This is a genomic window from Sphingobium cupriresistens LL01 (genome assembly GCF_001046645.1).
Lineage (GTDB): Bacteria > Pseudomonadota > Alphaproteobacteria > Sphingomonadales > Sphingomonadaceae > Sphingobium > Sphingobium cupriresistens.
Genome location: NZ_KQ130434.1, coordinates 1,794,253 through 1,807,033 on the forward strand (window position 1 = coordinate 1,794,253; position 12,781 = coordinate 1,807,033).

Below are 12,781 nucleotides of genomic sequence, written 5' to 3' on the forward strand. Positions count from 1 at the left end.
GCCATCGTCAACGCTGGAGTTGACACAAGCATATTGAGCCGTCAACACCAGAGTTGAAAAAGCGGAGAAAAAAACATGGCGTTGTCGTCGGGAGTTGGGATTGAGGAGTTCAGCACGCTGGTAACGGCTGCGGACGTGGGTGATGGTGAGGCCCTGCCCGCTATCGATCGGGCGCTTATCAAACTGGGCCTTGCCTGTGCCCTCCCGTCCCTGAACAAAGCCGCCAGCGGACTTGCCATCAGCGAGGCCCTGACACTTGGGGCCACCACACAGCAGATACAGGAGATCGTCTCTTTGATGGCGGGTCTGGGCGTTCACTCGCTGATGCTGACCTCCAGTCTCATTACGACAGGGGCTGGCCTAACCGAAAGCGACGGCACCATTGCCTTCACCGCAGACGAGCAGAAGATCTGGGACGCCCGCATCGGAAACGATCCTTTCTGGGATCGGATGGAAGACGAATTGCCGGGATTTCTGCGCTCGATGCTCAAACTGTCGCCAGCGCAGTTTGAGGCGTTCTTCGACTTCTGTGCGGTGCCGTGGAAAACGCGGACAGTATCAGCCCGTACGAAGGAGCTGCTTGCCATGGCTAGCGATGCGATGCCTTCGCACCGGTTCATGCCGGGCTTTAGACTACACCTGGCCAATGCCATCAAATTGGGGGCAGGACGGCGCGCACTCGATGACTGCATGCAACTTGCCGCTCAGACACCGGCACATGTGGGCGTGGATTGAATCAAAAGCGGCATCCCGACCAGATGATCGGAATGCCGCTTTCGCCCCTTAAAGTTCAGGCGTTCACGCCGCGCCAAGCCAGCGTGCCACCATCGATCACATAGGCAGCGCCGGTGATGAAACTGGAATCGTCCGAGGCCAGGAAGCAGGCGAGCTTCGCAATCTCCTCGGGTCGCCCAAGGCGCGGGATGAGATGGGAGCCGGTCATCACGGACAGAATAAGATCCTTGTCCGGCGCCGCCTCGTAATATTTCTGGACCATCGGCGTATCGATAGCGCCAGGACAGTAGCAGTTGCACCTTATGCCATATTTCGCGAGATCGACGGCGGCAGCCTTGGTCAGCATCAGGACGCCGCCCTTCGTTGCGCAATAGGCACCTGCCTGGGGGTAGGATACGAACGCCCCGGTCGATGCCACATTGACGATGGCAGGACCGCGCGTTGATGCTTTGAGATAGGGCGCTGCATATTTGATCGCCAGCCATACGGCGCGCAGATTGATCTCATAGACCTTGTCCCACACATCGTCGGGCAGGTCCTCGATCGAAGTTTGCTCGGTAAGGTCGGTCTCATGCACGGCAGCGTTGTTGTGCAGTACGTCGATGCCATCGAACAATTCCGCCGCTTTCGCCATCATCGCCTTGATCTGCTCGGGGTCGCGCAGGTCGCATTGATGCGCGACGCCGACGAACCCTTCCCTGATTATCTGAGCGACGGTTTCCTCGACTGCCTGGAGGTTGATGTCGACGGCGAAGACCTTGCCGCCCTGACGCGCCATTTCGATGGCGCAGGCTCGACCCATGCCGCTTCCGGCACCCGTGACGATGATGCTCTTGCCGGTGACGCTATTGCCCATTTCCCGTTCCTCAGCTTGCCGGCGAGAGTTCGGGGTCGATGACCGCCTTGATCACTTTGCCGTGATGGACTGCGTCCAGGGCCTTGTCGGCATCTTCGATCGCGTAGCGATGCGTCACCAGCGATGCGAGCGGCACCTTATCCTGCAACTGCGCGGCCAGATGCATCGCGCCGTGATAATGTTTGGGCTTCGGGAAGGTCGCCCCGGCGATCGTGATATTCTTGGTCGTCATGTCGCGAGGGGAGATGGGCTGCGTTCCGATCGCTCCCCACAGGCCCAGAATGACGTAGCGCCCATGAATGCCGGTGAGGTCGACACCTTCAGGGAAAGCAGGCAGGAAACCCGCAGCCTCTACGACCAGCGACGGGCCGGAAGGACCGGCGATGTCATATATTTGCCGGCGCCGTTCTTCAGGCGAATCCGACAGCAAGACTGTTGCTGTTGCGCCCAGGCTCCGCGCCACCTCCAGCTTGCTCTCGATACCGTCGATGACGATCACATCCCTGGCGCCAGCCTGTTTGGCGACAAGGACGGCCGACAGGCCCACCGGTCCGGCGCCCTGCACCACGACGGTTTCACCCAAGCGAACTGGTCCGCAGCGGTCAAAGCCGCGCAGGACTGTCGGCAGGGCGCAACCCAACGCCGCGACGGCCAGCGGATCTGCGCCGTCCGGAAGCTTGAAAAAGGCAAGGCCATTGGGCAGCCAGGCGAAGTCGGCATAGCTGCCCCAGTTGGGCTTGCTGGCGTCTTCGAAAAACCGCGAATTCTCGCAAGGAGTTTCGTCGAGGACGTTGCAGCTGTGGCAGCGATGACAGGCGGAAATCGGCGACCAGTAGACAAGGTCGCCCGGCTTGACTGGCACGCCGGCATAATCGGTATCAAAGCCACCGAGCTTCTCGATCCGTCCGATACCTTCATGGCCCAGGATGATGGGGAACGGCATGACACCGGCCTGTCCCGTAGTGATGTGGACGTCGCTGCCGCACACGCCGCCCAGCACGATGCGCACCAGCGCCCCGCCATGCTCGGGTTCGACCACCGGCACGTCCCACGTTTCCAGTTTGTTGGGTTCCACCAGGACGGTGGCGCGGCCGGTTGCCATTTTCTCTCTCCTTACGATCTGCCTCGTTGGGCCTGTCGGAATCTTTGTGACGCAAAATGCAGGCGTGCCCCCTGCCCGCTACACTCCCGCCCTTGCCTCGTGCAGTCAGCAGGGACGGGAATAGGTAGCGCGCCTCCAAGGATGCGCTGTTTGCGGTTTCAGTCGACGCCGGGCATCCGCACCTTCGGTGCCACTTCCGACGCGAACCGACGCAACGACTCTTCCCAGGGCTTGGGATCGTCGATGCTGTCATGCTGGTTATAGACCAACTGGCCCCAGCCGCCGACCTTGTCGGCAAGGGCTTCGAGCTTCTCGATCGCGGTTTCGGGCGAGCCGCACAGCACCACATGCTCAGCGAGGAAATCCTCGTCGATATCGTCGGGCGTCAGATCCTTGCCAGAGTCCTGGATGATGCCGTTGAACAGGCCGAACTTGACGTAGATTTCCTTGAGATAATGCTTCCACGTCTGGGCGAGGCCGCTGGCAAGGAAGCGCCGTTTGGCCTCAGCATCGGTGTCCGCGATGAAGATATCGCGGCAGACACGATAGCGTTTGCGATCGGGTGTGCGCCCCTTCGATTCCATCGCCGTCGCCCAGGTATCCCAGTGCGCCTTCATCTGCGGGGTACCGCCGAAGAAGGAGATAGGCGAGTAATCGCGCTCGCCGGCGAAACGCATCGACGACGAATTTTGTGACAAGCCGGTGACGGCGATTTCGAGCTTGTCGCGGCCGCCATAAGGACTGTTGTCGGCGATGACGACATTATATTCCGGCATCGTCGCGTCGCCGGGGAAGCCCGCCTTGAAGAACTTCCCCTTTTCGAGGAACGGTTTTCCTTCCCACACGCGCTCCATCAGATGCAAGGCCTCCAGCTGCATTGGCGGCAGTTCGGAGATGCTCTCGAAGCCATGAAGAATGGCATCGGTATGGTGGCCGCCCGGCGCCACGCCTAGGAAGTAACGTCCTTCCATCACCTGGCTTAGCCAGCCGATGCGGATCGCGAGCGTGGCAGGGTCGTGATAGGGCAGCAGATGCGCCATCGGTGCGAAGCGAATCTGCTTAGTCGTCTGGGCACAAGCCGCAATGATGGCCTCGGGCATGGGAATATTTTCCCAGCCAAGGGTGTAATGTTCGCCGATCATGAAATCGGCATAGCCTGCCTCATCGGCGATCCGGGCTATGTCGAGCGCCCAGTCGAAAACCTGCCGCGCCGTCCGGCTCGGCGGATTGTAGGGGGTCATGAAGATGCCGCACTGCATTGCCATTTTACTCTCCTAATCTTGTCTGCGCGCGTGGGGCTGGTTCAGACGAAGGTGCCTTCGGCATCCTTCGTCGAGAAGCGCGGCGCGACCTTGCTGATGAACTTCTCCAGTTCTTCCTGATTGGCCTCAGGCTCCAGATGCCCCTGCCCGAACATGAGGAAGAGTTCGTCGAAGCCGAGGCGATCATGCGCCCGGCCAATCTTGTCGGCGATCTCGTCGGCCGACCCGATCAGGACGTTTGGCGGGCGCTGGCCGAGCGGAATGAACCATTCGTCCCAGAACCACATATGCTCTTCCATGAGCTTGGCCGCATGATCCTTGTCGTCGGTCAGCATGAGGAAGCCGCCCCAGGCCGATGCATCCGTCTTCGTAACCTCGCGGCCATTCTTGGCGGCGGTCGCGATGTAACGATTGTTCAGCTGCTCGCAAAAGTCGATATTGTCGGAAAGAACGATCAGCTTCCCGCCTTCCTCGGCCCAGAAGTCGATCGTGCGGCCGGACGCCGCGAAGCCGCCATATATCGGCGGATGGGGGCGCTGATAGGGCAGCGGCGCGATGCCGATCTGCTGGACGCGACCATTCTCGTCCTGGCCCTTGCCATATTTGGCGTAAGCGGGATGGCCGGTGGAGCCGCCCTCTGGCGGAAACTGCCAGTTGTCGCCCTTGTGGCTGAACACATCGTTGGTCCAGGCCTTCTTAACGACGCGCACGCCTTCTTCGAACAGCGAGCGGTTGCGCGCATCCTGCTCGTCGCGCGCCTTCACATTGTCGGGGGTCGTGGCACTGACACCTTCCTTGATACCGTAGGCGTCCACCCAGCGTGCATGATAGCCGCGCGTGAAGCCACAGTAGAGGCGGCCTTGCAGCATATGATCGAGCGTCGCGATTTCCTCCGCGACGCGAACCGGATTGTGGGTGGTCATGGTGTAGCCCATGATGCCGGCCTTCATCCTCTTGCTGTGCTGCCCGACGAACAGGCTGAACATGCCAGGGTGATTGTTGGCCTCGAATCCCTCGATCTGAAGGTGATGTTCGGGTTGGCAATAGCCGTAGAAACCAAGCTCGTCGGCGAGTTGTACATAGCCCTTAACCTCATCGAGGAAGCGCTGATACAGTTCCGGCCGCTGACCGGCCATGCCCTGCTCGATTTCATGACGGCGACCGACAACACCGGTCTGCATAAGATGAAACTTCATACCTCTCCATCCCCAAAGGAGCTTTTCATGCTCCCCCGCTATTAGGGTTGATCCTGTGTCGACCCCCTAATCCAATCCCCTTTCGGAAGACTTGTCAACTCTCGTGTTGACGGCCCCTAATTTTTTTTCGCATAAGTGCATTCGGCTCGATGATGCTGTGCGAAGCTGCACGGCCTGGAGCGGAGAGGAACATGATGGATCGTCCGATCACGACCGAAGTTTCAACCTTGGGGGACCTGCTTTTCCGGGCAGCGGCAGTCGCTCCGGAGCGTGATGCTCTGGTGCTGCCCGGCCAGCGCGCCACCTATTCGGCTATGCGCGATGGGGCTGTCCGAGTCGCACGATCGCTGACGGCTCTGGGCGTCCGTCGTGGCGAACATGTCGGCCTGCTCATTCCCAATTGCGTGGAATTCGCCGAAGCCATTCTTGGCGTTGCGCTGCTCGGCTGCGTTGCCGTACCGCTGAACGCGCGCCACAAGGCGACGGAATTGGGATATATCATCCGCAATGCCGATCTGGTGGCGATCCTGACGAGCCGACATCCCGACGATCCGGTTGATTTCCCGGCAGTGCTGGCAAGTGGGCTTGAAGGCGAACCTGCGCCGCATCTGGAGCATATCGTCCTCGTGCGCGGCAGTGGCGGGCAAGGCATCATGGACGTCGCAGCGTTCCAGGCGCTCGCCGACCATATCGAGCCGTCGGTTATCGAAACCAGACGACGGCAGGTTCGGGTGCGCGATGCTGCGCTCATCATCTACACCTCGGGCACGACGGCCAACCCGAAGGGCTGCGTCCTCAGTCACGAGGCAGTCACCCGTGGCCCCGTAGAGCGGGCTCGACATCGGCTGAAAGCACCTGACCATGATGTCGTGTGGGGTGCCGGCCCCTTGTTCCATATCGGAACCTTCGCGCCATTTGTCGGCACGCTCGGAGTCGCCGGCACATTTCTGACGGACGGCTATTTCGAACCCGGCCGCGCGCTTAAACTCATGTATGACGAAAAGGTCACCCTGACATGGCCCTGGTTCCCAGCAATCATGCAGGGACTTATCGGGCATCCCAGCTTCGATCCGGCAAAACTCGCCAGTATGCGGCATCTGTGCATCATCGCGCCGCCTGCGCAGGTCGATTTGGTCCAGACCCTGCTTCCAAGCTGCGAAGTGATACAGGGCTGCGGCATGACCGAAACAGCCGGCGTTTTCGCATTGAGCGATCCGGACGAAGATCGAGTGTCGCGATCAACCACGAATGGAAAGGCGAGCCCTGGCATCGAGATTCGCATTGTGGATCCGGAAACCGGCATCGACCTTCCCGACGGCACGCTCGGCGAAATCTGGGTGCGTGGCTACAATGTGATGGAGGGGTATTGGGCAGCGCCGGAGAAAACTGCTGAGGCTCTCACGTCGGACGGCTGGCTCAAGACCGGCGATCTCTATACGCGCCTTTCCGGTGGAAGCCTCGTCTTTGGCGGTCGCTACAAGGACATGCTCAAAGTCGGCGGCGAAAATGTCGCCGCCGTCGAGATCGAAGCCTTTCTGGCCACGCATCCAGCAGTCAAAACTGTTGAGGTGGTCGGCCGTTTCGATATCCGCCTCGATGAAGTTCCGGTTGCGTTCGTCGAAATTCATCCGGGACATGACATCGACGAAGAAGGCCTCATCGCGCACTGCCGGGGCCGGATCGCAAGCTACAAGGTACCGCGCGCGATCATATTTCTTGCTGCATCCGACTGGCCGATGTCCGCCACGAAGGTCGACAAGCGGGCGCTCAGGGATCGGCTCAAAGAGCCGGCTTCGTGAGCGAGCCCAAGGCTATCGTTGCCGCGTTTCTGGATAGCTTTTCATCGGGCGATGTAGAGGCGATCCTCGAATATCTGACCGAAGACGCGACATGGTGGGTCTTGGGGAACCTGGATGGTATGTCCGGGACGATCGACAAGGCCACGCTGGGCAGTTTGCTGCGCCAAGTAAAACCGCTCTATCTCGACGGGGCGTTAACGATCACGCCGTCGAGCATGATCAGCGCGGGCCGACAGGTGTCAGCGGAAGCGACCTCGCATGCACGGCTGTGCGACGGTCGCGTCTATGCCAATGCCTATCATTTCAGGTTCGATCTCGACGGGGACCGGATATGCAGCGTGCGGGAATATTCCGACACGCAGCATATGCTGGAAATATTCGGACGGCAGTCCGGGGTTGGCGTGCTGGACAACCTCAGCCGGTGACGGCGCTGAGGACCGGCGGCGATGGAAGCGCCTTAGCACGGCCCGCGTCGGTAAGCGCTCCGCCGGTATAGATCGACCAGAATGTTTCGGCGACCTGTCGTCCTGTCAGGCTGCCGCCCGGTACGAACCAGCGATGCGTCCAGTTCAGCATTCCGAACAGGGCATTCTCATGGAGACGGGGCGGTATGTCCGATCGCAGATCGCCATCCTCGATACCCTCCTTAATGAAATCGATCAGCATCCGGTCGAACAAACGCGTGCGCTTCATGATCAACTGCGCCCATTCGGTTTCCTGCACGCCGACCTGATGCATCTGCTCCTGGATATAGACGAAAGTCGCCGGATAATTTTCTTCATAGCTCGTCATTAGGATCACGAAGATCTGATGCAGCCGCTGCATGCCGGTGAGTGCGTCATTCGCACGCAATTCCTCCGCGGCAGCGATGGCCGTGTCTAGTACACCCCCAACGATATCCTGCAGCAGTTCCTCCTTGCTACCGGCGTAATAATAGATGGTAGCCCGATCAAGACCAGCTTCTCGGGCGACATCCACGAGCCGCGTGGAATGGAAGCCCTGCTGCTTGAACAAAGTGGCGGCCGCGCCCAGCACCTCCGCCCGCTTGGCGACGTAATCGGCGCTGTCTTTTGCACGAGCCGTCCGCCGGCGTTTAGAAATGTTGCTGCTTTTATCATTCATGTCCCCGAACTTGCACTCAACACACGTGGGAGGCAAGCGGCGTCATCAACGTCAACGTCGGCGTTGACGAAATCCGGTTTTCATATAAGATGAAATCTGGAGAGGAATAAGTGAGTCTAAGCCATTTCCCTGTGAACCCGGAATATGGGACCGGCTGCTTTCGGCGGCTGGTTCGAACATTCCGCGTGCCCGGAAAAATCCTCGTTACGCTCGACGATACCCATCATTCGATGTGGCTGGTCATGCATCATGCCAATGGGCATGTAACTGATATCGAGGCGCGAGTGGCGCGTGGACCGGCGACCAGCTGTGGTTCGGCCGACCGTCCGCTCGGCAAGTTGAAAGGCCTGCCTGTCGATGGTGACATGCTGGCGTTCCGCGAGCGTTTGCCACCTGTTCTCAACTGCACGCATCTGATGGATCTGGCATATTGGGCGTTCAGGAACGCCACCAGCCAGACGCCGCTCAAGCGCGAGGTTCTCATCGAGATACCCGACGAAGCTGGTGCGCCGGTATGGATCAAGGTCGAGCGAGACGGGGCGATCGTCCACAACTGGTACGTTCAGGATCACCATATAGTCGAGCCACCGAAACTTGCTGGCAAACCGATGATGAAAGGCTTTGCGTCGTGGGCACGCGAGCAGTTCAGCGGGGACGACCTCGATCTGGCGATCATGCTGCAGCGAGGTGTTTTCGTCGCCCGAGGCCGGCGGCATCTGGTTGATCTTTCGCCGGCAGTGCCACTCAACGCTGCGCCAGCGATGCGCGACGCCTGCCACAGCTATTCCCAGGACCATTTCGACACCGCGACCAGCATCGTCGGCTACGTCCGGGACTTTACCGACGGCGTCGCCGTCGCCTCACTTCCACCGCATGTTACCGCATATTTCAAAGGCTTTTTCCAATGACTGACTATGGTGAAATTGCGCCGATCGAAGAGATCATCGAGGATGCGCGCAACGGGCTTCCCTATATTCTCGTGGATGCGCCGGATCGCGAAAACGAAGGCGACATCATCATTCCCGCGCAGTTCGCGACACCGCGGATCATCACCTTCATGGCGACCCATGCCCGTGGCCTGATCTGCCTGGCGATCACAAACGAACGCGCCAAGCAACTCGATCTGCGGCCGATGGCAACCCGCAACGAAAGCGGTCATGGTACGGCGTTCACCGTCTCGATCGAAGCCCGCGAAGGGGTTTCAACCGGGATCTCGGCGCATGACCGGGCTCATACCATTGCCGTAGCGGTGGACCCCTCCAAGCAGGCGCATGATATCGTCTCGCCCGGACATGTGTTCCCGCTTACCGCCCGCGACGGCGGCGTGCTGGTTCGCGCTGGCCATACCGAGGCAGCCGTCGATATCTCGCGTCTGGCTGGCCTCACGCCTGCTGGCGTCATTTGCGAGGTCATGAATGACGACGGCACGATGAGTCGCTTGCCTGATCTTCTGCGCTTCGCTCGCGAACACAAGATGAAGGTCGGGACGATATCCGACCTTATCGCCTACCGTCGACGTCTTGAGACGTTGGTAGAGCGCGTGGCTGAGGCGCCGTTCGAGAGTTGGCATGGTGACTTCCAGGTGATCGTCTATCGCAACAAGATAGACGGCGCCGAGCATGTCGCGCTCGTCCGGGGCTCGCCTACGAAGGATAAACCGACGCTGGTGCGCGTGCATCAGCTGGATCTGACGGCGGATATTCTGGGCTGGCGGGAAGCACATCGCAACTATGTCCCGACAGCACTGGCTGCACTTTCGGAGTATGACGGGCCAGCCGTGGCGGTGTTCGTATCCGATCCCAATCCGTCATCGATTTCGGAGCGGATCAAGGGCAACCGCAAAGCCTATTCCGACACGCACGGCTATCGCGACTACGGTATCGGAGCGCAGATGTTGCTTGATCTGGGGGTAGGAGAAATGATCCTTCTCACCTCAAGCCCGACGAAAATGACTGCGCTGGAAGGCTTTGGTCTGAAGGTGGTGGCCAAGCGACCGCTTGTTGAGCCGGCCATGCGCCTGGTGCAGTCGCAGGCTTGACTTGTATCGCCATCGGGAATGCCGGCTCGCCGGCATTCCCCTGAAGCGCATGCAGCGCCCGGTGACCTGACGCGATAAGCCAACATACACTGCTCGAACGACGTACGGAGCGCGACCGGTAGGGCGCGCTCCGCAGTTTAGTCGTCCTATCGGGTAAGGTCAGTCTTCAGGCGCGATCGTCAACGCCATCCCGTTCATGCCCGCATTGACCACGAGCTGACAGGCCAGACGCGAGCGCTCGTTCCGGTGATCGGAACTGTCCAACAGGTCGTTTTCATCATCGGAGAGCGCGGGCAGCCGGTCTTCAAACTCCTCAGCCACATAGACATGGCAGGTCGCGCAGGAACAGCATCCGCCACATAGCGCCAGCAGCTCGTCGATCCCGGCGTCCCTCACCGCTTCCATTACGCTGATGCCTTCAACCACTTCGATTATGCGCGACTCGCCCGTTCGCGTCATGACATTGATACTCGGCATAAGTTCAGCGCTCCGACCAGATAAGAGGGACATTGTCGACAGCTGCAACAATGCCGGAATGATAGATAGGCTGCGCTCCTGGCTTCATGGCGAAGGTGGGAATGCGCTTGAGCCATTCCTCGATGGTGACGATCACTTCCATGCGCGCAAGGTGGAGGCCGGCGCAGCGATGAGGACCACCGCCGAAGGTGCTGTGCGAGATGCCGCGACGTTCGAGATTGATGCGCCAGGGATCGTCGTTCAACTGGTCGTCCAGGCCATGCAATGCGGTCGGCAGCAAGATCATGTCGCCCCGCTTGAGTTCGATGCCTCGGAAATCCTGGTCCTTCGCGACCATGCGCGCCTCGGAAACAACCGGAAAACGCCGAAACATCTCTTCCGCGCTGCGCATCAGCTTCAGGGGATCAGCGCGCAATTCCTCGACGACCTGCGGGTTCTTCGCAAGGTGGATCATCATGAAGCTGAGGAAGTTCACGACCGTATCGAGACCACCCAGCAAAAGCAGGGAAATGAGACCGAGCGCCTTGTCATGCGTAATCCGCTCGCCGTTGATCTCGGCATTCACCATGACGGTGATCAGATCTTCGCCCTCCTTGCCTCGACGGGCCTGGATGATCGGTTCGACATAGGCGAAAAAGCCCTTATTGCCTTCCTCAAGATGCTTGGCCATTTCCTCGGGCGTGTTGCCCTCCGGGCGCGTCATCATCTTGGCGAAGCGGCTGAGCGTGGGCACGTCGCTTTCGGGGAGATCTGCAAGCGCCATGAAGACCCTGACAGGGAAGACATTGGCATATTCGGCCGAAAAGTCGCATTCGCCCCGGCTGACGAAACTGTCGATGAGATCGACCGCGACCTCGCGCACTTTCGATTCCACCTTGCGAATCTGGGCAAGGCTCAACCCCTTGTCGAGCGCCTTCCGGTAAGGCGTATGCTCGGGCGGATCCATGCGGGTCGGGACCATCTCGTACTTTTCGCCAGCTTCCTTCGGCAGGAAAATGACCTCGCTCGAGAAGCGGGTAGGATCACTGTAGACCTCGCGTACGGTATCCCCATTGGTCGCGATCCAGTGACCACCGGTAAAGGGGGTCCAGATGAGATCGGGCATGTCGGGCTTGGGGATATTCTTCCACGCCTCATGATAGCCCTGCTCGATGCCTTCGAGCGCATACATGTCGATTTCATGCACATATTGCTCGGGAATATGCTCCGGGCGGGGAGCGCGGGCGCGCGACATCGTTTCAGGGACATGTTCAGGCATCGTAGCCAAGATCGCTCTCCTTATCTCAACATGCCCAGCCGTTCCCGGGCCATGCGTGTTCTTTACACGCACGGAAAATGCCGCGCAAGAAGTTTCAACGCTGGCGTTGATCCGAAACATTTGCGCCGAACGCGGTCACGCGCTTAGGTAGTCGACATGAAGATGCGCGAACTAGAAGAGCGGACCGGTGTTGATCGCGAGGTCATACGGATCATGATCCGTGAAGGCCTGCTACCCGAGCCACAGCGCCCAGCGCGCAATGCTGCGGAATATGACGAGGGTCACGTCAGCGGCATCGCCACGATCAGGCATTTGCAACAGACTTCGCGCATGACGCTCAAGGAGATCAGATCCGCTCTGTCGGGGGAGGCGCTCGAACGCCCAGGCCCCGCATCGGCTTACAGTCACCTCGAGGCTTTGCTGTCACGCTCTTTCGGACTGGAGCAACCGACATCGGTCTCGTTGCAAAGCCTTTCCGAGCGCTATCCCCGCGCCGAACGCGATGCCCGTGCGTTCGAGGCCATGGGGATGCTGACGCTTTTGCCGACCGAGAGCGGTTGCAGCCTCAGCCTGACCGATGCGCGACTTGTGGAAATATGGGGAAAGATACGGGAAGCGGGATTTGTCGAGGAACAGGGCTTTCCTCCGGAAAATATCAGCTTCTATCGCGAAGCCGCCGAACTGGTCGCCCGGCATGAGGCATCGATATTCTTCAGCGGGTCGGATGGCGCGATTAGTGAAGAAGATGCCGCCAGGATGCTCCAGATAGCTCTGCCACTGATGCTCGATTTCTTCGGCCTTCTCCGGATCAAGGCTTTTATGACCAATGTACATCGGTCCCTCGAGACGGGCGACCGCTAGGCCGTCGCGGCTCTCTTCCGATCCAGACATCGTGCCAGCAAACGCCAGAAGGGATTTTCGACCGCCAAACCCTTT

The 12,781-nt window shown here is 59.7% G+C and carries 13 protein-coding genes; 6 read left to right on the top strand and 7 right to left on the bottom strand.

The annotated features are described in order from the left end of the window. The first annotated feature begins 75 nt into the window (after positions 1-75). The gene (locus V473_RS08660) at positions 76-735 is read left to right on the top strand and encodes a carboxymuconolactone decarboxylase family protein (RefSeq protein WP_066602684.1); all 660 of its coding nucleotides are present in this window, start codon (positions 76-78) and stop codon (positions 733-735) included. 55 nt (positions 736-790) lie between these two features. On the opposite strand, the gene V473_RS08665 is transcribed toward V473_RS08660, so the two are convergent. The 4 genes from V473_RS08665 to V473_RS08680 all read right to left on the bottom strand — a co-directional run bounded on the left by V473_RS08665 (position 791) and on the right by V473_RS08680 (position 5,151). Then, positions 791-1,591, bottom strand: a complete 801-nt coding sequence (locus V473_RS08665; RefSeq protein WP_066602687.1) for an SDR family NAD(P)-dependent oxidoreductase — start codon at positions 1,589-1,591, stop codon at positions 791-793. A 10-nt stretch (positions 1,592-1,601) separates the two neighbouring features. Further along, entirely contained in the window at positions 1,602-2,693 is a 1,092-nt protein-coding gene (locus V473_RS08670) for a zinc-binding dehydrogenase (protein WP_066602688.1), read from the bottom strand. Between the two features lie 158 nt (positions 2,694-2,851). Next, positions 2,852-3,958, bottom strand: coding sequence for an LLM class flavin-dependent oxidoreductase (locus V473_RS08675; protein WP_082679030.1), 1,107 nt, complete (start codon positions 3,956-3,958; stop codon positions 2,852-2,854). Positions 3,959-3,996: 38 nt separating this feature from the next. Next, a complete protein-coding gene (locus V473_RS08680; RefSeq protein ID WP_066602692.1) occupies positions 3,997-5,151 on the bottom strand; it encodes an LLM class flavin-dependent oxidoreductase in 1,155 nt (384 codons plus the stop codon). 191 nt (positions 5,152-5,342) lie between these two features. Here V473_RS08680 and V473_RS08685 point away from each other — a divergent pair, with 191 nt between their 5' ends. Together V473_RS08685 and V473_RS08690 are read left to right on the top strand one after the other, a co-directional pair. After that, entirely contained in the window at positions 5,343-6,950 is a 1,608-nt protein-coding gene (locus V473_RS08685) for a class I adenylate-forming enzyme family protein (protein WP_066605366.1), read from the top strand. Continuing rightward, positions 6,947-7,375, top strand: coding sequence for a nuclear transport factor 2 family protein (locus tag V473_RS08690; RefSeq protein WP_066602695.1), 429 nt, complete (start codon positions 6,947-6,949; stop codon positions 7,373-7,375). The genes V473_RS08685 and V473_RS08690 overlap by 4 nt, the downstream gene beginning before the upstream one ends. On the opposite strand, the gene V473_RS08695 is transcribed toward V473_RS08690, so the two are convergent. Further along, a complete protein-coding gene (locus V473_RS08695) occupies positions 7,365-7,985 on the bottom strand; it encodes a TetR/AcrR family transcriptional regulator (protein ID WP_244884351.1) in 621 nt (206 codons plus the stop codon). The two genes, V473_RS08690 and V473_RS08695, sit on opposite strands and share 11 nt — an antisense overlap. 218 nt (positions 7,986-8,203) lie before the next feature. Here V473_RS08695 and V473_RS08700 point away from each other — a divergent pair, with 218 nt between their 5' ends. Continuing rightward, a complete protein-coding gene (locus tag V473_RS08700) occupies positions 8,204-8,980 on the top strand; it encodes a DUF2889 domain-containing protein (protein WP_066602702.1) in 777 nt (258 codons plus the stop codon). Continuing rightward, the gene (gene ribB / locus V473_RS08705) at positions 8,977-10,110 is read left to right on the top strand and encodes a 3,4-dihydroxy-2-butanone-4-phosphate synthase (protein WP_009821814.1); all 1,134 of its coding nucleotides are present in this window, start codon (positions 8,977-8,979) and stop codon (positions 10,108-10,110) included. Before V473_RS08700 ends, ribB begins: the two co-directional genes overlap by 4 nt. A 159-nt stretch (positions 10,111-10,269) precedes the next feature. Here ribB and V473_RS08710 read toward each other — a convergent pair whose 3' ends face one another. Continuing rightward, complete coding sequence (locus tag V473_RS08710; RefSeq protein WP_009821815.1) at positions 10,270-10,587, bottom strand: 2Fe-2S iron-sulfur cluster-binding protein; 318 nt, start codon at positions 10,585-10,587, stop codon at positions 10,270-10,272. Between the two features lie 4 nt (positions 10,588-10,591). Next, the gene (locus tag V473_RS08715; RefSeq protein WP_066602705.1) at positions 10,592-11,845 is read right to left on the bottom strand and encodes a cytochrome P450; all 1,254 of its coding nucleotides are present in this window, start codon (positions 11,843-11,845) and stop codon (positions 10,592-10,594) included. A 156-nt stretch (positions 11,846-12,001) separates the two neighbouring features. On the opposite strand from V473_RS08715, the gene V473_RS08720 reads away from it, so the two are divergent. Further along, the gene (locus tag V473_RS08720) at positions 12,002-12,706 is read left to right on the top strand and encodes a MerR family transcriptional regulator (RefSeq protein ID WP_066602708.1); all 705 of its coding nucleotides are present in this window, start codon (positions 12,002-12,004) and stop codon (positions 12,704-12,706) included. Positions 12,707-12,781: the final 75 nt, after the last annotated feature.